The organism is Flavobacterium sp. UW10123 (assembly GCF_040538975.1).
Taxonomy (GTDB): domain Bacteria; phylum Bacteroidota; class Bacteroidia; order Flavobacteriales; family Flavobacteriaceae; genus Flavobacterium.
On sequence record NZ_JBEWQE010000001.1, the window covers coordinates 476,393 to 499,598 of the forward strand.

The following is a 23,206-nucleotide window of genomic DNA, read 5'->3' on the forward strand; positions in this document are numbered from 1 at the left end:
AAGATTTTTAAGGGGTTTTCGGGGTCAAGTATGCGTCTAAATTCTTTTTGATCTGAACGATCTTGTAATTATCATTTGATATTATTATTGCTTGATCTGGGATTTTATATTTTTTATCGTCTCTGAAAACTCCTGCAATATCATTTGCATAAGCCTCAGATTTTAAACCATGAATAACTACAAAACTTTCTGTTTTATTGTATTTATCCAGAGATGTTGTCAATCTTTCGTAATTTTCAACTAATAAAAATACTCGGATTGCTTCTTCAATTCTTTTAACTGCTTTTGTATCGCTGTTAGAAATACGATATAAGATTTTCCAGTTTTTAGTATCGGTTGTTGTGAAACTAAGTTTCTCCAAAACAGGAATTTGTTTCTCTAGAATTTCTCTAGCATTTTTACCTTCTTCACTATTTGGGTAATTGTCTGCTACATTTTCAAGTCCTTTTTTATAGGCTTCTAGACCATTTACTTTTCCTAAAGTATTGGCTTTTAGTAATTCGTATTTAGATACAATGTCATCTCCCGAATATTGGTTAATCAGATTATCAACATTGGCTAAGACTTCATCAAATTTTTCCTCTTCAAAAAGTTTATACCATTTCTGATATTCTTTATCGGGATTAGAACTTGGATCGTCTTCTTTGTTATTTAAAATATGAGCGTATCTCGAATCTGGATATTTTGAAGAAATCTCTGCTTTTATAGCTTCTGCTTTTGCTGGATTTGTAATCTGATAAATTTTGTACAAATTATACATCGATGGCAGTACCAGTTTTTCTTCAGGATTATTTTTAAGCAATTGTTCCAGTTTGTCGCTAGCCAGATTATATTCTTTAAACTTCTCCTTGTATATAAGTCCTAATTGATAGTATGAAAAATTGCGCTCTTTACCAATACTATCCATTGCAGCTTGTGAAGTTGGAAGCTTTTCTACATAATAAGCTACCGTATATTTTTCAGGAACTATTGTATCTTTCAACGCATTGGCAACTTCTTTTGTATTGATAGTGTCATTCATTACGGCATCGTTTGCAGATCGTACTCCCGCCAATCTCCAATTTCCACCCAAAGTTCTGCTTCCCCACATTTTTTTAAATTGCAGTTTTCCATAAGCTACTGTTGTAGGATTATAAAAATAAAATGTGCTTCCATTATCGTTACCGCCAGGAGGCATACCAATTCCTTCTGGTTCTGCTGGTTTACCTAAAGAATTAGGGTTAACGGCTCCATTTCCTGAAAAATCTGCTTGCGAATTTCGATCAATATTCGCCAATCTTTCTTTTTCTTTTTCCTCTAAAAGTCTTTTTGCTTCGTCCTTCTTTTTAAGCTCAGCAATATAATTTTCGAAATAATCTTTCTTTTCGTTTGGTGGCAGGTTGTATATTTTAATAATACTGTCGTTGCGTTTTGCAATACCCTCGTATTTAATTACATTATCAAGATTTTTTCTGTTTTTTTCTATAAAAGCAAACTCTCTGGTTTTTGGATCCAGTTTTACCAAAGTACTGTCATAATACTTGGCAGCCATTGTATAATCTGTATTTTTAAAATACATATTTCCAATGTTTCTATAAGCCGAAGCCATCAAATAAGGATCTTTTGATTTTCTGCCTAAAGATTTATTGTAAAATAGAAGTGCATTTTCTTGATCTTTATTCTTATCAAAGAAAACTCCCATTTCATAAAATAAAATATCGTAATAAGGACGGTTCTCTCGATTTTCTACCAGCTTATTATAGGCTTCAATAAACAAATCCTGATTACCATTTTCATAATCAAACATCTGTGCTTTTTTCGCGTAAGCGTGCATCATGTACTTACGATCTGCCTTTCTATTTAAATCAATAACAGCGTCATAGAAATAAATCGCGCTGTCACGTTTTCCTTCTGCCTGATACATTTGCCCAAGGATAAAACGATATCTTGCGCGTTCTTCACTACTTTTTGTAAATTGTTCAGCCACTCTAAGTCTAGAAACAGCGCTATCCTTTTGTTCCAGATTTAAAAAAGCTTCTGCCAAAAGCGCGTTGGCATCAGCATAAGTCTGTTTATCTAAATCTGTCTTTTTAAGTAAAAGTTTGATGTTTTTAAGAGCAATTGCATCATTGCCTAAGCGCATATTGGTTTTTTCGCGCCAGATTTTTGCGGTATAAATATTATTGCTTTCTGGATATTTGTATAAAATATAGTTGAATGCCTCAATTGCTGGGATAAAACGCTGATCGTAATATCTTGCTTTTCCAAGCATAAGATAAGCTTCATCAATCTGCCAGTTTCTTTCTCTTCCTCCAATATTCATGGAGTGTTTCTGAATGGCTTTTGTAGCTTTGGTTTCAGCCTTTTCAAAATCAGGATTTTTTGCTTTTTCGCCTTCAGAAAAATTTTCATCAAACTGCATTTTTTCAATTGGCAGCTGTTTCCAAAAATTATCTTCGTTATTGGCCTGAATTGACTTTAGGCCTTTATCAAGACCAATTCCGCCATTATAAAGAATATTATATTTTGTCCCAATCGAGTGAGAACTTCGAGCCAAAAAAGTATTTTTTTTGGTAGAACAAGCTATCAAAAAGAATAAAAAAATGGGAATAAAACTATATTTAAGAGTATTCTTTTTCAATAGAAAAGAGTTTAAAACACATAACTACTAAAAACTAATTTTAGTATAATCACTTGTAAAAATACGCTTCTTTTTGAAATATAGAAATTCTTACACAGCAAAAAATAATTCTAGTTCTTGTAAGGTCTCTTTTGAAGTCTGAATATCTTTTACGATCTCGCCTTTATTAAGCGCAACAATTCTATCGCAAACCTCTACAGTATGCTGTAAATCATGGCTTGAAACTAAAACCGTTACATTTGGATCATCAGCTAATTCTCTAATAATTTTTTTTAATCGACTAACTGTAGTTGGATCCAGATTTGCAAATGGCTCGTCTAAAATTACTACTTCAGGATTACCAATAAGCGTTGCAATAATCCCCACTTTTTTCTGGTTTCCTTTAGATAGATCACGAAGGTATTTTTTGTTCTTTAAAATTTCTCCATTAAAAAACTCTTCATGTTTTGCCAACAATGCATCAATATCTGCTTTGTTCTGATTTCGTAAATCTCCGATAAAATAGAAATATTCTTCTGGAGTCAAATATCCGATAAGGAAATTTTCATCTAAAAAAGATCCCGTAAAAGATTTCCAGTTCTCACTAGTATTTACTTGAATATTATTACTTTTTATGTATCCAGTTGAAGGCTGAATAAGATCCAGAAGCAAACTGAAAAATGTTGTTTTGCCTGCTCCATTATTTCCCACCAAGCCAAAACTTTGCCCTTTTGGAATTTCTAAATTACTAATGTTTAAAACTGTAGTTCCGTTATATATTTTTGAAAGCTGATTTACTTGTATCATAATAATTTTAGATTGTTGATTTCAGATTTTATATTAATCCAAATTGATTCATTTTCTAATTAACTCTTTTGTTTATAAGCACTTATCGTACTGTATTTCTCAATTTTGTATCTTCTTTCTATTAATGAAAATACTTTTTCTTTAAAGATAAACCCTAAGACTCCTGCTCCTGCAACCAAACTTAATGCTACAGATTTATCTGCGTAACGTAATCCAAGCCAATACAATAATAATGGCAAAAATATTTTTGGTAGGGACAAAAGCATAGCGCTTACATTGAATGCTTTTTTATCTCCAAAAGCTCCTCCAGCATTACTTAAATCGATTGGTGTTTTGGTAAAAGCGCCTCCTAAAAGCACCAAATGAGAATTGACTCCTATATTATAAATTGCTCCTACTACAATAATTAGATAGACTTCCCACCCAAACAAAAGATAAAAAGAAGCCAGAATTGTAGAAATAAAAGTAGCAATTACAATAAGCCACCATTTTGCGGTAATATAACCTCTATACGGAATATTCTGTGTCATCATTAATTGATAATATGAACTATCCCAACTTGGCACAAACTGCCCAAAAACAAACAGAAATCCTCCTGAAACAAATATTCCAGCAAAAATTTGCATAGCAGGCGGCTGATGGGTATTTCCGAAAAAAATCAATCCGTAGAATAAGAAGATTACACTCATTACTATAGTGGTTTTTGACCTTTTATTTCTTTTGATGAGTTTAATATCATTTTTTAAAAAAGTACCCAAAGTCCCAAATTGATTCAGCCAAGCCAGATTTTCTGTTGATGCCACATCGTGTTTTACAGAAAGACCTGCGTCTAGGTATAAATTCTTTTCAAAGTATTTAAAACTAAAAATATAGAGCCCGATTAGTATTAAAATCGGAATTAAAAACACTCCATCAATATCATAGAAATTCTGAAAAAATGGAGTTGTAAATATTGTGACATCAAACAACTTATAATATTGTGCGCCCCCTAAAACTACTATCAATACTACAAATACAGCAAATAATTTGTCAATATTACTCAAGATAATATTCAGGAAATTGTTGATGTATATCATCGCCATTATTCCTAAATGCCAGAAAATAATTTCGACAACATCATATCCATTCAAAATTAACACGACCGAAAACGGAATAAAAAATAAAGCATGTATCCAGTTAAAAAAAGACAAGGCCGTTTTGCCTAAAGAAAAATGAACAATTGTTGGTTTCTTAAAAGGAAGAACCAATAAAGGTTTAATATTCAAAACAGGAATTGACTGCAATAACAATCGAATTATTAAGTCTAAAAGAAAATAGTAAAAAAGAAATTTATTGACTGTTACTAATGGTTCCAATTTCATATCCTTTAGAACATAAAATGCTCCAACGCCCATTGCGACAAAAATTAATGAAAAATAGATCATCAAAAAACCTATTATAATTTTCATTGCCAGGTTTTTACCGAAGGATGCCGACCTAATAAAAGCCTTCCATTCGAGGTAAATAAACTTCTTAATCATGGTTTATGGTTTTAGTATTTTTGTAGTAAGAGACCAAATGTAGGAAAACGTTACAAAAAAAGTTAAAAAAAATAATTTAGTGCTAAACTTTTAATGGTGGTTTGCTACTTTTGCATAAAAATTCTATCATGCCTTCATTCTTAAAACTTATAATTAAAGAGGTTAAACGCGAAACTGCAGATGCTGTTTCTATTCTTTTTAATGTTCCTGAAGAACTAAAACCAGACTATAAATTTATAGCAGGTCAATATATAAATTTAAAACTAACTCTTGATAACCAAGAAATTAGACGTGCTTATTCTATTTGCTCTGCACCAGATAGTGGCGAATTAAGAATTGCTGTAAAAGCAGTAAAAAATGGTCTTTTTTCTCAGTTTGCCAATACAAAACTGAAAGCGGGAGATGTTCTTGAAGTAGGTCAGCCAGAAGGTAAATTTACTTTTGAACCAGATGCCGAAAGACAAAAAAACTATGCAGCATTTGCTGCAGGAAGCGGAATTACTCCAGTTCTTTCTATTATAAAATCTGTTCTTAAAAATGAGCCGAAGAGTTCATTTGTATTAGTTTACGGAAATAAAACTCCTGAGAGCACAATCTTTCATCAAGAACTTCACGATTTACAATTGCAATATGTAGGCAGATTTTTTGTGCATTATGTATACAGCCAAGCAAAAGCTGAAAATGCTTTATTTGGAAGAATTGAAAAATCGGCTGTAAATTTTGTTTTAAACAATAAACACAAAGAACTTCAATTTGATAAGTTTTTCCTTTGCGGACCAGAAGAAATGATCAATACTGTTTCTAATGTTTTGAAAGAGAAAAATGTAAAAGAATCTGCTATTAAATTCGAATTGTTTACCTCTTCTTCTGAAGAGCATGCAATTCAAGGTTCTCAAGAAGGACACACAAAAATTACTGTTTTGGTTGACGATGAGGAAACTACTTTTGAAATGTCTAAAAAACAAACAATTCTAGATGCTGCTCTAAAACAAGGTGTTGACGCTCCTTATTCTTGCCAAGGCGGAATTTGCAGCAGCTGTTTAGGACGTGTTACCTCAGGAAGTGCCGAAATGACAAAAAATTCTATTTTGACAGACGGCGAAATTGCTGAAGGTTTAATTTTAACATGTCAAGCGCATCCAACCTCAGAAACTATTTATGTTGATTACGACGACGTCTAGTCTCATTAAATTTCAATATTAAAAATTCCAAATTCCAATCTTTCAATTGGGATTTGGATTTTTTTTTGTTTAATTGCGTTTCTACTCTTTGTCAAAGTTTAAAACTTTGACGGAGATGTAACTTGGAATTTAAAAAATTGAAAATTAATTGTTTATGAAATCGGTACGAGAAATTTTTAGAAATAAGGAATATCTTCTGGATGAGCCAGAAGTTGGCAAACTAGTTGATTATTGTGAAGAGCTTCAGGATGAAATTGTTGAACTAAAATTTCAAAAAACCGACAATAAAAAACTTGCCTTGCTCGACATGATTAAAGAAGTTATAAAAGGATGCGATAGCGTTGAAAGAGAACAAATGGAACACGAACGCTATGGTTATGATGCTCCTAATTACCAAGAAACCATTGCAAACCTTAAAAGTTATATCTACCGTCGTTGTCGCGATGAGAAGATTTGGCTCTAATTGAAATAAAAGCAAAATATTGTCGAATTATTGCCGATTTTTCATTAAATTAGAGGTAAAATTATAGCAATCTCAATCTCATTGTTTTGAGATTTTACAGAGCTAAATCAAATTTGTCAAACATTTAAACATTAAATATCATGACAGCTCACGTACAACACTTTCATCTCTATCTTTTTATTATGCTCGTTGTAACTGCTTCGCTGTGCGTTTTAGCAGTTATTATAAAAATGAAAAACAGAAAAGGTCCTAAGTTGCTTGAAAGAGAAAAATATAATTCAACTTTGGCTGACAAAATGGTAGAAGTAAAAAAAACCGATTCAAATGTTTTTAATATCTGGCCTTATGTAAGCAGGCTTAAATCGGCTAAAGTTTTATCTAAAAAAATTAAAGATCATGATTTGATTTATAAAATTTATAGAGATCCATCCAATAAATTCGAACATATTCTATTGTCAACTGAAGACAAGAATAATTTTGTTTCAATTATAGTAAACAAAAAAAGAAAAAAAACAATAGGATATTCTTTCCTCGATTCTAATGAAAGATACGATTTAAACAAAAATATTGCTTAAAACATTGTTCATAGCAAATACCCCAGCGGGGTAAAATGTTTATAGGATCACAATAAAACAAAAGAAAAAAGCTCCAGCGGAGCGACATTATTATAAAAAGCATGTCGCTCCGCTGGAGCTTTAATATTGTAGACGCATATTCTACTATAAATATTTCGCTTCTCCGAAGCTTGCAAAAAAGTAACTACCGTTTTAGTCTGTTTTCTAAATATTTACAAAAGTTGCTCTAAGACCTTGTCAACAACCTGTTGTGGTAAAATTGTCCTCATAGCATTTTCATATCCTTCAACAACTTTATTTCCGTAAACTGATGTTGGTAATTTTGGATATTGATTTCGGTCTGAAGTCAATGCATTTTCTAAACTTTGATTAAATGGCAAAAATCCTGCATAAGGATGTGTCGCACCCCAAAGTGTAACGACTTTTACACCCAACATTGCTGCAATATGTGCGTTTCCAGAATCCATAGAAAGCATTACATCAAGATTACTTATCAATTGTAATTCCTGCTGAAATTTAATTTTTCCAGCCATATTTATTACGTTTTCAAAAGGTTGGGAAAGTGAATCTAAAACTTCGATTTCTTTCTTTCCTCCGCCAAAAAGTAAAATTTTGTATGAAGAATTTTCAGCCAATTTTGCAATTACTTCTTTCATTAAATCCAAAGGATAAACTTTAGAATCATATTGTGCAAAAGGTGCGATTCCAATTAATTTCAAATTTTCATTTCCGATAATTTGCAAAATATCAGAACCTAAAACTGCTTTTTCAGGAAATGTTGGTTTCGATAAATCCAAAGGAAAACTTAATTCTTCAAACACTTTTACATGTCTTTCAAACATGGTTGGCAATTGTTTGAAAATCTTGTTTTCTTCACGTGTCAATTCTTTTTTTCCTTCTCTTCCTTTATCAACTGTTGCTCTTTTTTTTCCGCTTAAAGCGAAAAGCAAACTCACCACTTTTGATCGTAACACATTATGAAGATCAGCAAAAGCATCAATCTTCAATTTTTTTACATCCTTAAACAAGCGTAAAAGCCCTGGAAATCCTTTGTGTCTCTCTTTTTCATCAAAAGCAAAAAACTCCAAATTCGGAATTCCGTCAAAGAAAGGTTTAAAAAACGGACGAGAAATAACGGTCAATTTTACCTCTGGATACTGTTTTACAAAAGCTCGTAAAACAGGAACCGTCATGGCGACATCTCCCATTGCGGATAGTCTCATGACGGCTATATGCTTAATTTTGCTAGACAAGTCTGCCAAATTATTATTTTTTATTTTGGTATAAAACTGGATTCAAATCATCGTCGTTGTACATTTTCATTTGTTTGTACACTTTCATGAATTTATCTCCGTTTTCAATATCTGTAAGTAAATCATCAATTGCAGTAGATAAATCACTTCTTTGTTCTAAAAGTACATTTAATTTTTCCTGACATTTATCTCTATGCTCTTGAGTAGCCTCTGCACGAGTAGCTTCTTCATGCATGTGATAAATTTTTAATGCCAAAATCGATAATCTGTCAAATGCCCAAGCTGGACTTTCAGAATTGATTTTTGCGCCGTCTTTTACTTTTACATTGCTGTATTTTTGTAAAAAATAACTATCTATATATTCCACCATATCAGTACGTTCCTGATTTGATGCGTCAATTCTTCTTTTTAAAGTTAAAGCCGCTACAGGATCAATCTGTGGGTCGCGAATAATATCTTCAAAATGCCATTGAACAGTATCAATCCAATTTTTTAGATATAACAAATGCTCGAACTTATCTTTTGGATAAGGATTATTGATCGGCTGATCTACATTATCAAACTGATGATAATCTTTGATACTTTGCTCGAAAACAGAATATGCTAATTTTGAAAACATGTTTTTATTTTTTTAATAGATACAAAGATACTTTTTATACTTTTATGCTGCGAAGAAAAGGAATTATTTTTCGTTTCATCATTATATCTCTAAATAAACTACAATTTCATCATGAAAATTCATTATATCTCTGAAAATAACAGTGTTTTAAATCATTTCTTAGGGCAAATTAGAAATGTAAATGTACAGAATGACAGTATGCGTTTTCGTAGAAATATTGAACGCATTGGCGAAATTATGGCTTATGAACTGAGTAAAATTTTACCTTATAAAAATGTCGAAATCCAAACTCCTCTTGGAATTAAGAAGACTACAGAAATTGATACAGATTTAGTTTTGTGTCCAATTTTAAGAGCTGGATTACCACTTCATAATGGTTTTTTAAATTATTTTGATCATGCCGAAAATAGTTTTGTTTCTGCCTGCAGATTTCACCCTAATAATGATGACGAATTTGAAATTCGAGTTGAATATCAGGCAATTTCAGACTTAAATAATAAAACCGTTCTGCTTCTTGACCCGATGCTCGCGACGGGGCAATCAATAGTTGCAGTTCACAAAAAACTAGTCGAAAACGCAACTCCAGAAGAATTACATATTGTTGTTGTTATTGCTGCTCCAGAAGGGATAACTTATCTTGAGGAAAATCTTCCTGAAAACTGTCATTTGTGGGTAGCTTCTCTAGATGAAAAACTAAATGAGAAAAACTACATTGTTCCTGGTCTTGGCGATGCTGGCGATCTTGCTTACGGAAGTAAATTATAACTGAGAGAAAAAAGTAAATAAACTACACACAATCAAAGTGTAATAAACAATTTCGTTATTTAGTTTCTGTTGCATGTATTCTACATGACTTGTGGCCATAATACTTAATGGAGCAATACTAAACAATAATAAATCGTTGCTTTTGTTTGGTGAAACAATGTAAACAAAAGCGGCGATAAAAAAACAAGCTACAATTTTTTTATACGAAGAATGTACGATCTGCGGTCTGTTTGACAATGTCATTAACATCGAAGTAACAAAAAACAAGGCAACAGCAGTATAAATTGAAAGTGCGGCGTTTTCATAATTATTCTTAAAATAATCAATTCTAAAATCGATTACAGCTCTTTCTTGAATAAAAGCTAAGGCATCAAAATTTAAAATTAATGATGTCATGTAAAATAAAATCGTTACTGCCAAAAGTGCGATAAATGGCAAAACCCAGTTTCTATAATCTCTTGAAACGTGAAAAATAATCGAGATGTAAACCAATATTAAGAAGAGAATACTCCAAAATTGAAACAAAGAAGCTATAAAAATCCAAAATGCTGCGTCAAATATTTTTTCTTTTGATGCTTTGAGAGATTGTAGCGAAATCAATCTTCGAAGAGCCAATAAAACAAAAAAATTGGCATAGATAACATTTGAGTTATTAAATATTGTTGGAAAAAATAAAATAAACAATAAGTAAAAAAGTATCGCGTAACCATTGTCTTTACTGAGTCCGTTCTTTTTTACAATGAAATTAATCATAAAAAAAGAAGCCAAAATAAAGCATAACAAACTCACTTTTTGAAAAGCCAAAAAATAAGAAGTAACCCAAGATGGGTCTTTAATTTGGAACATAAAAAAGAAAACCAGTATTAAAATTACAACCAATGAATAATTTAATGGCGTAGATTTTTTAAAAACACTTGTTATCATAAGGATATTTTATACTTTTGTGATTGTAAAGATAATACTTGTTTAAAAGGAAAAACCTAACAAGTTGAAAAAAGATTTGGTTTACCGAATTTTATCTTCAAAGCATTACACAACAATAAATAACATATAATTTTAAAGAATTATGACAGCTTTTTTTGAAGGAATACAATACTTATTCGTTAACATTTTGTTTGCTCCTCTTGACTTTTTACGTCGTTTGGAATTAATTACATGGTTTGGTGCAAACACTATTAACTGGATTTTCATGATCATCTGCTCATGCGCAATCGTTTATTGGATTAAACAATTACGTATTTTTGATGACGCTGGAACAGAAAACCAAGATACAACGGCTCATTCATTTTTAAAATAAAAAATCAAACCCTTTAATTAAAAAGGGCTTGTGAATTTTATTTTTAGATTAAATCGAAACCGATATCTTTTCTAAAATACATCTTATCAAAGCTTAGTTTATCTATGTTTTGATAAGATTTTTTTATGGCCTGCTGGAAATCGTCTCCATAAGATGTTATAGCAATTACACGTCCTCCATTAGTAACGACATTTCCGTTATCTAATTTTGTACCCGCATGAAAAACTATAGAATCTGTAATATTTTCTAAACCAGAAATTACTTTTCCTTTTTCGAAATCTTCTGGATATCCGCCAGAAACTACCATAACTGTTGTTGCGCTTCTTGAATCTACTTCTAAATTAAATTCTCCCAATTTCTGGTCTGCAACAGACAAGAATAATTCTACTAAATCTGATTTCAATCTCGGAACCACAACTTCAGTTTCAGGATCTCCCATTCTTACATTGTATTCAATAACAATTGGCTCTCCTTTTACATTGATTAAACCAATGAAAACAAATCCTTTATATTCGATTCCGTCTTTTTGGAAACCTTCGATTGTTGGTTTTACGATACGTGTTTCGATTTTTTCCATCAAAACAGCATCTACATAAGGAACTGGAGAAACTGCTCCCATTCCGCCTGTGTTTAAACCTGTATCTCCTTCTCCAATTCGTTTGTAATCTTTTGCCGTTGGAAGAATTTTATAGCTTTTTCCGTCAGTTAAAACGAAACAGCTTAATTCGATTCCGTCCAGGAATTCTTCAATAACTACTTTTGCACTTGCTGTTCCAAATTTAGCATGAACCAGCATGTTTCTTAGTTCGGTCTTAGCTTCTTCAAGATCCTGAATAATCAAAACACCTTTTCCAGCTGCTAGTCCGTCTGCTTTTAAAACGTATGGTGGTTGTAAAGTTTCAAGAAACTTACATCCTTCCTCAACTGTTTCAGCAGTAAAACTGTCATAAGCTGCAGTAGGAATATTATGTTTCATCAAGAATTCTTTTGCAAATTCTTTACTTCCTTCTAATTGCGCACCTAATTGAGATGGTCCAATAACTGGAATATGTTTTAAACTTTCGTCGTTTTTAAAATAATCGTAAATACCTTTTACCAACGGATCTTCTGGTCCTACGACTACTAAACTTATATTTTCTTTAAGCACTAATGCTTTTACAGCTTCAAAATCTGTCGCAGATATTGCAACATTTTCAGCAATTGCAGCAGTTCCTGCATTTCCTGGCACTACAAAAAGTTTTTCGCAAAGCGGACTCTGTGTCATTTTCCACGCAAATGCATGCTCTCTTCCGCCTGATCCCAATAATAAAATTGTCATGGTGTTGTTGTATTTAGTTGTGGTGCAAAAATACTTGCTTTTGAACGTAAAAAATAATTAAATCTCTAAAAAGTTGTTGGTTCTATACTGTTAGTAATTCCTAAATATTATTTTTGACGAAAATTATCCAGAAAAATGATTCGCCTTTTTGATCTTTCCCTTCAATTAAATGGTTTTCCGATAAAGGAAGCAAAAGCTGAATTGGATAAAATTGTTCATTTTTCTGAAGACAAATACATTTCGTTTCTTGAAAATAAAAAGAAAGAAATTGTTGATTTTCATCTAAAAAACAACTCATTTTACAAAGAATTGGCTGGAAGTACAACTGTTGAAAATTGGGAAAATTTGCCCATTTTAAACAAACAAAATCTTCAAAAACCTCTTGAAGAAAGACTTTCAAAAGGCTATTCTAAAAAAAACATTTACCTTAACAAAACTTCAGGATCAAGCGGAACTCCTTTTGTTTTTGCTAAAGACAAATATTCGCATGCCTTGACTTGGGCTTCGAATATTATGCGTTTTGGCTGGTTTGGAATTGATTTTAATTACTCGTATCAGGCACGTTTTTATGGAATTCCGATGGATTTTATTGGATATAAAAAAGAACGTTTCAAAGATTTTTTGACGCATCGTTTTCGTTTTCCAGTTTTTGATTTATCGGATGATGTTCTAGAAAAATTTCTACAGAAATTCAAAACCAAAAAATTCGATTACCTCAACGGCTATACTAGTTCTATTGTGCTATTCGCCAAATATTTGGAGCAGAAAAACATTATTTTAAACGAAATTTGTCCGACTTTAAAAGCTTGTTTTGTTACTTCGGAAATGCTTTTTGAAACGGATAAAAAATTGTTGGAAAAACAATTCGGAATTCCGATTATCAGCGAATATGGCGCTTCTGAATTGGATTTAATTGCTTTTGAAAATCCGCAAGGCGAATGGCAAGTAAATGCTGAAACGCTGTTTGTTGAGATTTTAGATGAAAACAATAAACCTGTTCCACATGGAACAGAAGGAAAAATTGTAATTACTTCGTTATTCAATAAAGCAAATCCTTTTATCCGATATGAAATTGGCGACATTGGAATTTTAGACGAAAAAAGCACACCACAAAAACCAATTTTAAAAAAACTGATTGGAAGAACCAATGATGTTGCAATTCTTCCAAGCGGTAAAAAATCACCCGGTTTGACTTTTTATTATGTAACCAAAAGCATTATTGAAGACGATGGAAATGTAAAAGAATTTATCATCAAACAAACTAAAATAGACACTTTTGAAATTGAATATGTAGCTGAAAAAGAATTGGTTTCAGAGCAAATCCAAAAAATAAAAGAAGCTATCGATTTGTATTTAGAACCCAATTTAAACTTCACTTTTACTAGAAAAACGGTTTTAGAAAGAACCAATCGGGGAAAATTAAAACAATTTAAATCTTATTTGTAATATAAATAAAATCTTACATTTGTTTTTCAAATAAAAACTCATGGACGATAATTCTTTACTTTCAGAAGAAACAATTTCTAATAAAATATATTTTATTCGTGGTCAAAAGGTAATGCTTGATCGTGATTTGGCTTTGCTTTATGGAATAGAAACCAAAGTGCTTAAACAATCTGTGAAAAGGAATATTTCAAGATTTCCTGATGATTTTATGTTTGAGTTGTCTCAAAATGAATTTGAAAACTTGAGGTCACAATTTGTGACCTCAAGTTGGGGAGGAACTCGAATATCTCCTTTTGTCTTCACTGAACATGGAATTTTAATGCTATCAAGCATCCTAAAAAGCGACAAAGCAATTCAAACCAATATTCAAATTATGAGGATTTTCACGAAAGTGAGACAAATGCTTTTGGATACAACTGAAATTAAAGTCGATATTTTACAGATTCAGAAAAAGTTAGAGAATCATGATAAAAATATAGAATTGGTGTTTTCATATTTGGATGAATTAACTGAGAAAAAAGAAAACGAAGAGGAAAGAGTGAAAATTGGTTATAAAAAATAGATTTTCAAAAATTGTTTTTTAAACATTAAGAAAATCTTCCAATTTGTTTAGAATCCAATTTAAACTTTACTTTTGCCAAAGAAAGTTTTTAGAAAGAATCTATGAAAATTACCATAATCGCAGGTGCGAGACCTAATTTTATAAAAATAGCTCCAATTATTAATGCTATCAAAAGTAAACAAAATGAAGGTTTCGATATTTCATTTCGTTTAGTACACACAGGCCAGCATTATGATAAAAACTTAAGCGATACTTTTTTTGAAGAATTAAATATTCCTCAGCCAGATATCAATTTAGAAGTTAAAAGCGGTTCTCAGGCAGAACAGACAGCTGCAATTATGATTGCTTTTGAAAAAGAATTACTTCAAAATCCTACTGACTTAGTTTTAGTTGTTGGCGACGTTAACTCAACAATGGCCTGCTCAATCGTCGCAAAAAAATGCCATACAAAAGTCGCGCATGTTGAAGCTGGTATACGATCTGGAGATTTAACAATGCCTGAAGAAATTAATAGAATGCTGACGGACAGTATTACCGATTACTTTTTTACAACCTCAACACCGGCATCAGAAAATTTATTAAAATTAGGCTCACATCCAGAAAATGTTCACTTTGTGGGCAACGTTATGATTGATACTTTATATCAAAATATCAATAGAAGTTCGGCACCAGATTTTTGGAGCGAGCATCAATTAAAAGAAAAAAATTATATCATTTTAACCTTGCATCGTCCGGCAAATGTTGACGAAGTTTCGTCTCTTATCGATTTATTGCACGGAATTGATTCATTAGTAAGTGATAAAAAAATAATTTTCCCTATTCACCCTAGAACGCAAGCAATTTTAAGCGAAAGTAAAATCGGATTTAAAAACATCATTTTTGTTTCACCACAAGGTTATCTAAATTTTATGTACTTAATTAAAAATAGTTTTGCAGTTATTACAGACAGCGGTGGAATTTCTGAAGAAACAACTGTTCTTGGAATTCCGTGTTTTACGATGCGTGATAACACCGAAAGACCTGAAACAGAAACCATTGGATCTAATACAATTGTGGGAACTTCTTTTGAAAATCTAAAAAAAGTCTTTGGTTCATTTTTACAAAACGGTGCCAGAAAAAGCGGTATTCCAGAATTATGGGATGGAAAAGCATCAGAAAGAATTATTTCAATTTTATTGGATAAATAATGAAAGATATCTTAATTATATCCAATTATTATCCGCCAGAAAAAGGTGCAGCTGCAAATAGAATTGAGCAATTGGCTTTGAAATTAAACCAAAACGGATATGAAGTTTCGGTGATTTCTCCACTTCCAAATTATCCAAAAGGAGAAATTTTTCCTGAATACAAAGGTAAATTCTCGGTGACAGAAAAAATTCAGAATATTACTTTAAAACGCCTTTGGATTTATCCGAGTAATAGTTCTAATATTTTTAAACGAATTATTTCGACGTTTTCTTTCTCTACTATCCTATTTTTTCATTTATTATTTGCCAAAACACCCAAAAAAGTAATTGTGCAATCTCCGCCTTTATTGTTGTCTTTTACTGCTGTTTTTGCACTTTGGATTAAAAGAAAAAAAATAATTTTGAACGTCTCCGATCTTTGGCCAACAGCTGCAATTGAACTCGGCGTTTTAAAGAAAAACAGTATTTCGCATAAAATGCTTCTTTTTATAGAACGTTTCATTTACAAAAAAGCAACGCATATTTTTGGTCAGTCAAATGAAATTATAAATCACATTCATTCTATTTTTCCAGAAAAAAAATGTTTTTTGTACCGTAATTACCCAGATCATTTTGTAGAAAATATTATACATAAAAATGAAACACCTGACGAACCTATAAAGTTATTTTATGCAGGATTGTTAGGTGTAGCGCAGGGAGTTTTTGAACTTATTCAAAAATTATATTTAAAAAATCTAAATGTAGAATTACATATTTTTGGAGATGGTGCAGAGAAAGCTCAAATTGTCGATTATATGAATCAGAATCCAATGCAGAAAATTGTTTTTCACGGAATGCTGGATAGAAATGTGCTTCATGAAAAACTTATGAGTTTAGATATTGCACTTGTTCCATTAAAGACAAGAATTTATGGTTCTGTTCCTTCAAAAATATTCGAATACAGTGCTCTAGGATTTCCTGTTCTTTATTTTGGCGGTGGAGAAGGTGAAAATATTGTGGAAGAAAACAATCTAGGATGGGTAGTTCCAGTTGAAGATTTTAATGGTTTAAATACAACTTTACAACAGATTTCAGAAACTGGAAAAATTAAAATTCAAGACATGAAAAAAACAATTTTTAATCATGCAAAACAGAATTTTAATCTCGATAAACAAATGAAAGATTTAATTGAAAATGATGCTTTTTGAATCAATTTCATTTAAATGAAAAAGGGGAAATGTTTAAAATTTCCCCTTTTTTTATTTTATATAATTCGAAAAATCTTTATGTTCTTCTTTGGCTAACTCTTCGGGAGACAATGATTTAAAATACTCATAAGTGATTTTCATTCCTTCAGCACGGCTAACTTTGGCTTCCCAACCGAGCAATTTTTTAGCTTTTGTCGTGGCTGGCTGGCGCTGCAACGGATCGTTTATCGGCAACGGATGATACACTACTTTCTGATTCGTTCCTGTCAGTTTTATAATTTCTTCTGCAAAATCTTTAATCGTGATTTCGTCAGGATTTCCAATATTTACTGGATATACATAATCAGAATGTAATAATCTGTAAATACCTTCGACTTGATCGTCTACATAACAAAAAGAACGCGTTTGCATTCCGTCTCCAAAAATCGTTAAATCTTCGCCACGTAAAGCTTGTCCAATAAAAGCAGGAATTACGCGTCCGTCGTTTAGTCGCATTCTTGGACCGTAAGTATTAAAAATACGTACGATTCTGGTTTCGACACCGTGAAAAGTATGATATGCCATCGTGATTGATTCCTGAAAACGTTTTGCTTCGTCATAAACTCCACGAGGACCAATGGTATTTACATTTCCATAATATTCTTCCGTCTGAGGATGCACTAAAGGATCTCCGTAAACTTCTGATGTTGAAGCAATCAAAATTCTGGCTTTTTTAACTCGCGCTAATCCTAATAAGTTATGCGTTCCTAAAGACCCTACTTTTAAAGTCTGAATTGGAATTTTTAAATAATCTATAGGACTTGCCGGCGATGCAAAATGCAAGATATAATCTAACTCACCTGGAACATGTACAAATTTGGTAATATCATGATGATAAAACTCGAAGTTTTCTAATTTGAATAAATGTTCAATATTTTTAAGATCTCCCGTAATTAGATTATCCATCCCGATAACAAAATATCCTTCTTTGATAAATCTGTCACATAAATGTGATCCTAAAAATCCCGCTGCTCCTGTAATAAGTATTCTTTTCATTTTAATATTTTCTGTTCATTAGAATTATCTGCCACATTCAACATGCAGTAAAAAATTATAAAGAAAATTATTCCTCTTTGTCGACTCAAAAAAGACTCGGTCAAAAATAAGACTATCATTGTTACCGCAAAAGCAATATGAACAAAATCTTTGTTTATAATTCCTCTTTTGATTGTAATGAATAACATGCTTACTAGTACTAAAAAACCAAATACTCCTAATTCTGAGAATATTTGAATGTATTCATTGTGAAAATTAAACTCTCCGTAATTTGGATATAAATTATGTTCTTTTACTTTTTCTTTGATTTTATTCTGAGAAGCATCTAATCCAAATCCTGTAAAAAGAATATTCTCTTGCTCCAGCATTTCTTTAAAAATTCTAATCTGGAACAATCGAAAAGCTGTTCCTGGGAAAAAATCATTTTGTTGAAATTGATCTTGGTTCCACGCTTGTTTTAAACTTACATTATAAATTGGCCCTTGGTTTTCTTTAGTATTTTTATTTAAAGAACCGTCAACAAATATTGTTTCAAACTCAATCATAAACCTTTCTCTAATTGGTTTAATAAAAAGTATGGAACTTATAGATATCACAATAACAGTTGAGAGTATTATCAGCTTTGTTTTTCTTGAGATAGCAGAAAAAAACGAATAATAAGTTATGATCAAAATCAAATCAACTACAATAATATTTTTAGATGATAATAAAAATATAAAGACAATAAGAACTGAAAATCCTGCTTTATCTATAATTGATTTTTCTTTTTTGGTAAGGAAATAAAATAGGCCTAAAGAAGCAAAAACAGACATATAAATCGCATTTAACTCTAAAGTGACTAATTCGTGATAAAAGAAAACTCCTTTGTTCCCAAAATTTATGAATCTTACAATTGCCTTTATAAAATAGAAAATCGCGAAACATACCATTGTAAAACTATACCACTTGATAACCTTATTTACATCATTTCGATTTATTTTTGGCAATGCGCAAAAAGCTAAAGGAACCAAGAGTAACAATATTTCTTTTTGTAAACCTCTGACAGTTAAATTGTTTTCTATTGTCCAAATGAGTGATAAAAGCATCAAAGCATATAATAGTATTGGGAGTAATAAAACTTTAGAAAACGAAAAATCTATCTTTTTTGCTTTAAGAAAAGTAAACAATAAAAAAACAATACAGGTTAAACTCCCTATATTATGTTTCAATGGAAGTGTTATTAACATTGCCGCTAATAAACAAGTAGGCAAAGTTTTGTCCTTCCATAATTCATCCATTTTACTGTAGACTTTCTTCGAATAATTTAAGATATGATTCATTTATTTTATTCCAATTAAATTCATGAAGTATTGTATCAAAGTTATCTTGAACAATTTTTTCGTGATCTTTTCTTTTTACGGTTTTTATAAAGTGTTTAATATCTTTTGCATTCGAAAAATAAAATGCCTTTTCTTGTAAAATAGCGCGATTAAATTCGTTGTTGTGTGCAACAATTAATGCTTTTGTAGCCATTGCCTCAAGTAAAGAAGGGTTTGTTCCTCCTACTGAATGTCCATGAAAATAAAGATTAGAAAAATATCTTAAATTATCTAAATGTCTTTTATTATAAACTCCGCCTATAAAACGTATATTTCGATAATTATAAAACTTCTTTTTAAGATAGTCTCCATAACTATTATCATTATTCCCTACAACCAGCATCACTTTATCATCTTGACTTTCAGCAATACCGTCCAAAATTACTTCTATATTATTTTCTGGTTCAAAACGAGCTATCAATAAATTAAAATTGTTTTTTTCAACATTATATTGTGCAAGCACCTCTTCTTGCGGTTCAGAAAACAAATCAGCTCCATAAGCAATATAAACTGCCTCTGTTTTATATTTTTCTTTCAAATATTTTTTAATCCCCAGCGAGTCTGCAACTAGATAATCACTGCTTTGTACTGCTTTTTTTTCGGCAAATTTTAAGAACTTTTGTATTGGTTTGGAATATTTGGTTCTCTTCCACTCCAATCCATCCATGTTGGTAATTATTTTTGTTTTTTTTGGTAAAAGAAAAGACCATATAGAACTGCTTGTATAACCTAATTGTAAAATGATATCAAAATTTCTTTTTCTAGAATCTAAAATGCAATTCAGATCATAAATAAATTGTCCGGCAGTGCCTATTTTATATTCTGGATCATATTGATGAATAATATTTACTCCCATAAAATCTTTCTCCTGAAAAATATGTTTATGAGAATTATATACATAAACATCGTGTTTTTTTTCAGCTAAAAAAACGGCAAAAATTTCAGCAAACTGCTCAAATCCACCATAATTATTAGGAATTCCTCTAGTACCAAGAATGGCTATTTTCATTTTAAGTCTTATAAAACAGGAATCAAAAATAATGATTTTAAAATTCTGAAAATTTTTATTATAAACAAATTCATTTATAATTAATGATTATTTGATTTAATTTCTACTTTTGTTCGCAAGCGGTTTAAAATAACACTTATGATTAATTTTGAATACCTGGAAACCCATTTAGACGATTTGCGCTTAAAATATTTAACTGCCAGTCCGTTTCCGCATTTAATAATTGATAACTTTTGTGAAGAAGAAAAGTTGCTAAAAGCTCATCAAAGCATTCCTGAACTCAAAAACAAAAGCCGCGACTATTCTTTTGCAAATAATAAATTTGAAAAATCAAATTATAAAGAATTGGGCCCTGAAATGTATGAATTGTATAATGAGCTTTCTTCTGAAAGATTCAATAAAATCATATCTTATATAACCTCAAAATCTGTTTTTGTTGATCCAAAAAATCACGGTGGTGGCTTACATCAGGGCAAGAAAAATAGTTTTCTGGATATGCACTTAGATTTCAATTATCATCCTATTAAAAAGAATTGGTATCGCGAATTAAATCTGCTTTTATATCTAAACAAAGACTGGAAACCAGAATATAAAGGAGAATTAAAAATATTTGATTTAAGAACAGGTGAAAATGCAGAATTAGACGTTCCTTTTAATCGTTTAATTATTCAGCAATGTGCGCCTTACACGCTTCATGGATATGATATGACAAATTTTCCTGATGGCAATTATAGAACTTCTGTTGCAACTTATGCCTATCAAATTCATAAAGTACAAATCGAGAAGGCAAGAACAACAGATTGGTATCCAAAAGAAGATGCTTCGTTTTTAAAAAAACAATTTGCTAAAAATTATAATTTTCTAGTTCAAACAAAAAACAAATTATTTGGAAGCAATACAGCCAAAAATCAATAAACTGAATTGTTGTTATTCATGTTTTTTAATCTGCTGATACAATATATCTGCTGATTTTTGCCAGCTGTACTTTTCTTTTATTTTTTGCGACATTATCTCAAAATCTGAAACTACATTTTGGGTTAAGATCTTTTGGAGTTTTTGATTAAAATCGTCCTGATTATAAGGATCAAAATAATAATCCTCAAAAAAAGTAAAATCTGACATTGCTGTTTTATTAGAACAAATTGTTGGGACTTTGGCCGCTACTGATTCCAATGGAGGAATTCCAAAACCTTCTGCCAAAGAAGGATAAACAGATGCATCTGCTCCCCTCAACAACAATAGCATTGTTCTTAAATCGGTATTTTTTAAAGTAATTATCTCATTTTTTATTTCGGAATTTAATGCATTAAAAACCTCATCATATCGTTGATTTGATAAAGTATCATTTCCCAAAAACAGAAGCTTGTATTTTTTGTACAATTTCAGATCTATAAAAGCTTTTAAAACCATTTGTTGATTTTTTCTTGGCTCCCATCGGCTTACATAAATAATGTAATTTTTTAAAGAAAACTTTTCTATAACTTCAGCTTTAATCTGCTCTTTATCATATTCTTGAAAAAATGCATCATATATCGCATTTGGAGTTATCAGATAATTTGATAATGCAAAATGTTGCTGGATTTTCTGTTTAGAATATTCTGAAACCGTCAATCTGATTTCTGAAAATTTAGCGCTTTGTTTATATAAAAACGTATTGACAATTTTGCTGAAAAACGTAAAATATTCTGGAAAATCAATAAACAATACATCATGTGTCGTAACAATGTATTTACACCTTTTTATTGGTGAAACGGTATATTGAAAATGAGCAAAATCAATTTTATTCCTTTTTATAATCTGCGGTATATCAATCAGTAATCTCAGAAATTTGTTTTGATATCTGTATTTTAAATACGTAACATTTGAATGGTTTCCAAAAATAGATGCCAAATGATCCGGATTAGAAGAAACTAAAAAAAATTGAATATCGCTTTTCTTAATTAACTCAAAATATAAACCTTTTATATAGGTTCTTGTTCCTTGAAAACCACTATCAAAAACATGGCAATCAACAAAAATACTGGTTGTGTTTTTAATACTCATTTTCAATTCTTTTTTGACTTATATGCTCTCTTATTATTATTTCTCTAAGGGCAATCAAAAAACCTATTATTATCGATTTATTATCCAATTTTAAATACAGTCCCAGAAACACCCAATTTGATACTATTAGAAAAACACTTGTTCCTATCAACAAATAATTGACAGCCTGCACATTCTCTACATCAGATTTTTTTTGTCTGTATAAAATAATTAAAAAAATTAGAAGAAATAAAACCCCTAATAATCCTGATTTTAAAAACACTGTCATATATGCATTGTGTGCAATTGGGATATACTGAACATTTTCGTGGTCATTGGTCCAAATTTTCCTGCCCAAATTCAGGGTTGAACCGAGGCCTTCTCCAAAAAATATAGCTCTGTTTCCTTTTGCAGAAACTTGATTTACAGCAATTATATTTTCAAAAGATCTATAATTGTCGTTAAAATCTTTCCAATCATCTTTGTCAATTTTTGTTTTAAAAGCTTCCTGAGGCGCAATTTTTATTTTATATAAAAAAGCCTGAATACCTTTTCCTTCTCTTTTTGGGTTAATATAAACAATCGTTGTATAGCCAATAATTGTTGCCAAAAAAACAAACAAAATTACTTTTAAAGATTTCTTATTAAAACTTAAATATCCCTTTAAACCAACATAAAGAATAATAAATTGAATTAGGTTTGTTCTAGCCAGATATAAAAAACTAGATAATCCAATTATTGCTAAAAATAGGATTCTCTGTTTTTTTGATATTTCTAGTTTCAGCTCTTTACAAAAAATAAGAATAATTAATACATAGATTTCGTAATCGCTAAAATAACCGCCATTTTCCCTGAGCAGATTAACACTTAAAGTTCTGAATTCAATAACCGCGAAAGATAACATCACGAGGTGCATGACAGAAATTGCTAATCCTGTATAAACCATCACTTTTAAAGCTAATTTACTGCTGAATCTACAGAGTTGATATCCAACCAATAATCC

General features: G+C 30.9%; 22 protein-coding genes. 10 read left to right on the top strand and 12 right to left on the bottom strand.

The genetic code is table 11. From position 1 onward, the window contains the following. Nucleotides 1-7: 7 nt before the first annotated feature. The 3 genes from porW to ABXT06_RS02115 form a co-directional block, all read right to left on the bottom strand. Nucleotides 8-2,620: a type IX secretion system periplasmic lipoprotein PorW/SprE gene (porW, locus tag ABXT06_RS02105; RefSeq protein ID WP_354589251.1), complete on the bottom strand. Its 2,613-nt coding sequence runs from the start codon at nt 2,618-2,620 to the stop codon at nt 8-10. Nucleotides 2,621-2,710: 90 nt separating this feature from the next. Continuing rightward, nucleotides 2,711-3,406 (bottom strand): ABC transporter ATP-binding protein, encoded by a 696-nt coding sequence (locus ABXT06_RS02110; RefSeq protein ID WP_111422941.1) that lies wholly within the window; start codon nt 3,404-3,406, stop codon nt 2,711-2,713. 59 nt (nt 3,407-3,465) lie between these two features. Then, nucleotides 3,466-4,926, bottom strand: coding sequence for a DUF5687 family protein (locus ABXT06_RS02115; protein ID WP_354589252.1), 1,461 nt, complete (start codon nt 4,924-4,926; stop codon nt 3,466-3,468). A 128-nt stretch (nt 4,927-5,054) separates the two neighbouring features. Here ABXT06_RS02115 and ABXT06_RS02120 point away from each other — a divergent pair, with 128 nt between their 5' ends. From ABXT06_RS02120 to ABXT06_RS02130, 3 genes are all read left to right on the top strand, one after another. Beyond that, nucleotides 5,055-6,107: a 2Fe-2S iron-sulfur cluster-binding protein gene (locus tag ABXT06_RS02120; RefSeq protein ID WP_354589253.1), complete on the top strand. Its 1,053-nt coding sequence runs from the start codon at nt 5,055-5,057 to the stop codon at nt 6,105-6,107. 154 nt (nt 6,108-6,261) lie between these two features. After that, nucleotides 6,262-6,570 (top strand): hypothetical protein, encoded by a 309-nt coding sequence (locus ABXT06_RS02125; protein ID WP_354589254.1) that lies wholly within the window; start codon nt 6,262-6,264, stop codon nt 6,568-6,570. Between the two features lie 230 nt (nt 6,571-6,800). Continuing rightward, on the top strand, nt 6,801-7,145 hold the full coding sequence (locus ABXT06_RS02130) for a hypothetical protein (protein WP_354589255.1): 345 nt from the start codon (nt 6,801-6,803) through the stop codon (nt 7,143-7,145). 212 nt (nt 7,146-7,357) lie between these two features. Here the strand turns inward: ABXT06_RS02130 and ABXT06_RS02135 are convergent, their stop codons facing one another. Beyond that, entirely contained in the window at nt 7,358-8,368 is a 1,011-nt protein-coding gene (locus ABXT06_RS02135) for a glycosyltransferase family 9 protein (protein ID WP_354589256.1), read from the bottom strand. A gap of 43 nt (nt 8,369-8,411) precedes the next feature. Continuing rightward, nucleotides 8,412-9,017, bottom strand: a complete 606-nt coding sequence (locus tag ABXT06_RS02140; RefSeq protein ID WP_354589257.1) for a DUF4254 domain-containing protein — start codon at nt 9,015-9,017, stop codon at nt 8,412-8,414. A gap of 111 nt (nt 9,018-9,128) precedes the next feature. On the opposite strand from ABXT06_RS02140, the gene upp reads away from it, so the two are divergent. Continuing rightward, entirely contained in the window at nt 9,129-9,782 is a 654-nt protein-coding gene (gene upp / locus ABXT06_RS02145) for a uracil phosphoribosyltransferase (protein ID WP_354589258.1), read from the top strand. On the opposite strand, the gene ABXT06_RS02150 is transcribed toward upp, so the two are convergent. Then, a complete protein-coding gene (locus ABXT06_RS02150) occupies nt 9,777-10,706 on the bottom strand; it encodes a DUF6427 family protein (RefSeq protein WP_354589259.1) in 930 nt (309 codons plus the stop codon). The genes upp and ABXT06_RS02150 overlap by 6 nt on opposite strands. A gap of 142 nt (nt 10,707-10,848) precedes the next feature. On the opposite strand from ABXT06_RS02150, the gene ABXT06_RS02155 reads away from it, so the two are divergent. Beyond that, the gene (locus ABXT06_RS02155) at nt 10,849-11,079 is read left to right on the top strand and encodes a DUF6341 family protein (RefSeq protein WP_031453858.1); all 231 of its coding nucleotides are present in this window, start codon (nt 10,849-10,851) and stop codon (nt 11,077-11,079) included. 43 nt (nt 11,080-11,122) lie between these two features. Here the strand turns inward: ABXT06_RS02155 and purD are convergent, their stop codons facing one another. After that, nucleotides 11,123-12,397, bottom strand: a complete 1,275-nt coding sequence (gene purD / locus ABXT06_RS02160) for a phosphoribosylamine--glycine ligase (RefSeq protein ID WP_354589260.1) — start codon at nt 12,395-12,397, stop codon at nt 11,123-11,125. A 135-nt stretch (nt 12,398-12,532) separates the two neighbouring features. Between purD and ABXT06_RS02165 the strand changes: the two genes are divergently transcribed. The 4 genes from ABXT06_RS02165 (at nt 12,533) to ABXT06_RS02180 (ending at nt 16,779) form a co-directional block, all read left to right on the top strand. After that, nucleotides 12,533-13,843 carry a phenylacetate--CoA ligase family protein gene (locus tag ABXT06_RS02165; protein WP_354589261.1) on the top strand — a complete coding sequence of 437 codons (1,311 nt, stop codon included), beginning with the start codon at nt 12,533-12,535 and terminating at the stop codon, nt 13,841-13,843. Nucleotides 13,844-13,883: 40 nt separating this feature from the next. Further along, nucleotides 13,884-14,405 carry an ORF6N domain-containing protein gene (locus ABXT06_RS02170; RefSeq protein WP_354589262.1) on the top strand — a complete coding sequence of 174 codons (522 nt, stop codon included), beginning with the start codon at nt 13,884-13,886 and terminating at the stop codon, nt 14,403-14,405. Nucleotides 14,406-14,506: 101 nt separating this feature from the next. Beyond that, nucleotides 14,507-15,592 carry a non-hydrolyzing UDP-N-acetylglucosamine 2-epimerase gene (gene wecB, locus ABXT06_RS02175; RefSeq protein WP_354589263.1) on the top strand — a complete coding sequence of 362 codons (1,086 nt, stop codon included), beginning with the start codon at nt 14,507-14,509 and terminating at the stop codon, nt 15,590-15,592. Further along, entirely contained in the window at nt 15,592-16,779 is a 1,188-nt protein-coding gene (locus ABXT06_RS02180) for a glycosyltransferase family 4 protein (RefSeq protein ID WP_354589264.1), read from the top strand. Before wecB ends, ABXT06_RS02180 begins: the two co-directional genes overlap by 1 nt. Nucleotides 16,780-16,830: 51 nt before the next feature. On the opposite strand, the gene ABXT06_RS02185 is transcribed toward ABXT06_RS02180, so the two are convergent. The 3 genes from ABXT06_RS02185 to ABXT06_RS02195 are packed head-to-tail and all read right to left on the bottom strand — an operon-like array spanning nt 16,831 to nt 20,181. Continuing rightward, nucleotides 16,831-17,814 carry a UDP-glucuronic acid decarboxylase family protein gene (locus ABXT06_RS02185; protein WP_354589265.1) on the bottom strand — a complete coding sequence of 328 codons (984 nt, stop codon included), beginning with the start codon at nt 17,812-17,814 and terminating at the stop codon, nt 16,831-16,833. Further along, nucleotides 17,811-19,091, bottom strand: a complete 1,281-nt coding sequence (locus ABXT06_RS02190) for an O-antigen ligase family protein (RefSeq protein WP_354589266.1) — start codon at nt 19,089-19,091, stop codon at nt 17,811-17,813. Before ABXT06_RS02190 ends, ABXT06_RS02185 begins: the two co-directional genes overlap by 4 nt. Nucleotide 19,092: 1 nt before the next feature. After that, nucleotides 19,093-20,181, bottom strand: a complete 1,089-nt coding sequence (locus ABXT06_RS02195) for a DUF1972 domain-containing protein (RefSeq protein ID WP_354589267.1) — start codon at nt 20,179-20,181, stop codon at nt 19,093-19,095. A gap of 138 nt (nt 20,182-20,319) precedes the next feature. Between ABXT06_RS02195 and ABXT06_RS02200 the strand changes: the two genes are divergently transcribed. Then, a complete protein-coding gene (locus ABXT06_RS02200; RefSeq protein WP_354589268.1) occupies nt 20,320-21,096 on the top strand; it encodes a 2OG-Fe(II) oxygenase in 777 nt (258 codons plus the stop codon). A gap of 12 nt (nt 21,097-21,108) precedes the next feature. Here the strand turns inward: ABXT06_RS02200 and ABXT06_RS02205 are convergent, their stop codons facing one another. Continuing rightward, nucleotides 21,109-22,224: a glycosyltransferase family 4 protein gene (locus ABXT06_RS02205; protein WP_354589269.1), complete on the bottom strand. Its 1,116-nt coding sequence runs from the start codon at nt 22,222-22,224 to the stop codon at nt 21,109-21,111. Then, complete coding sequence (locus ABXT06_RS02210) at nt 22,214-22,813, bottom strand: hypothetical protein (protein WP_354589270.1); 600 nt, start codon at nt 22,811-22,813, stop codon at nt 22,214-22,216. The genes ABXT06_RS02205 and ABXT06_RS02210 overlap by 11 nt, the downstream gene beginning before the upstream one ends. Nucleotides 22,814-23,206: the final 393 nt, after the last annotated feature.

Excerpts from the sequence above, each read along its gene's own strand:
- ABXT06_RS02125 (WP_354589254.1), top strand. The coding sequence starts at position 6,262 with ATGAAATCGGTACGAGAAATTTTTAGAAATAAGGAATATCTTCTGGAT.
- ABXT06_RS02190 (WP_354589266.1), bottom strand. The coding sequence starts at position 19,091 with ATGGATGAATTATGGAAGGACAAAACTTTGCCTACTTGTTTATTAGCG.
- ABXT06_RS02170 (WP_354589262.1), top strand. The coding sequence starts at position 13,884 with ATGGACGATAATTCTTTACTTTCAGAAGAAACAATTTCTAATAAAATA.
- ABXT06_RS02135 (WP_354589256.1), bottom strand. The coding sequence starts at position 8,368 with ATGAGACTATCCGCAATGGGAGATGTCGCCATGACGGTTCCTGTTTTA.
- ABXT06_RS02140 (WP_354589257.1), bottom strand. The coding sequence starts at position 9,017 with ATGTTTTCAAAATTAGCATATTCTGTTTTCGAGCAAAGTATCAAAGAT.
- ABXT06_RS02165 (WP_354589261.1), top strand. The coding sequence starts at position 12,533 with ATGATTCGCCTTTTTGATCTTTCCCTTCAATTAAATGGTTTTCCGATA.
- ABXT06_RS02120 (WP_354589253.1), top strand. The coding sequence starts at position 5,055 with ATGCCTTCATTCTTAAAACTTATAATTAAAGAGGTTAAACGCGAAACT.
- purD (WP_354589260.1), bottom strand. The coding sequence starts at position 12,397 with ATGACAATTTTATTATTGGGATCAGGCGGAAGAGAGCATGCATTTGCG.
- ABXT06_RS02195 (WP_354589267.1), bottom strand. The coding sequence starts at position 20,181 with ATGAAAATAGCCATTCTTGGTACTAGAGGAATTCCTAATAATTATGGT.
- ABXT06_RS02200 (WP_354589268.1), top strand. The coding sequence starts at position 20,320 with ATGATTAATTTTGAATACCTGGAAACCCATTTAGACGATTTGCGCTTA.
- ABXT06_RS02180 (WP_354589264.1), top strand. The coding sequence starts at position 15,592 with ATGAAAGATATCTTAATTATATCCAATTATTATCCGCCAGAAAAAGGT.
- ABXT06_RS02110 (WP_111422941.1), bottom strand. The coding sequence starts at position 3,406 with ATGATACAAGTAAATCAGCTTTCAAAAATATATAACGGAACTACAGTT.
- ABXT06_RS02205 (WP_354589269.1), bottom strand. The coding sequence starts at position 22,224 with ATGAGTATTAAAAACACAACCAGTATTTTTGTTGATTGCCATGTTTTT.
- ABXT06_RS02185 (WP_354589265.1), bottom strand. The coding sequence starts at position 17,814 with ATGAAAAGAATACTTATTACAGGAGCAGCGGGATTTTTAGGATCACAT.
- ABXT06_RS02115 (WP_354589252.1), bottom strand. The coding sequence starts at position 4,926 with ATGATTAAGAAGTTTATTTACCTCGAATGGAAGGCTTTTATTAGGTCG.
- ABXT06_RS02150 (WP_354589259.1), bottom strand. The coding sequence starts at position 10,706 with ATGATAACAAGTGTTTTTAAAAAATCTACGCCATTAAATTATTCATTG.
- ABXT06_RS02130 (WP_354589255.1), top strand. The coding sequence starts at position 6,801 with ATGAAAAACAGAAAAGGTCCTAAGTTGCTTGAAAGAGAAAAATATAAT.
- upp (WP_354589258.1), top strand. The coding sequence starts at position 9,129 with ATGAAAATTCATTATATCTCTGAAAATAACAGTGTTTTAAATCATTTC.
- wecB (WP_354589263.1), top strand. The coding sequence starts at position 14,507 with ATGAAAATTACCATAATCGCAGGTGCGAGACCTAATTTTATAAAAATA.
- ABXT06_RS02155 (WP_031453858.1), top strand. The coding sequence starts at position 10,849 with ATGACAGCTTTTTTTGAAGGAATACAATACTTATTCGTTAACATTTTG.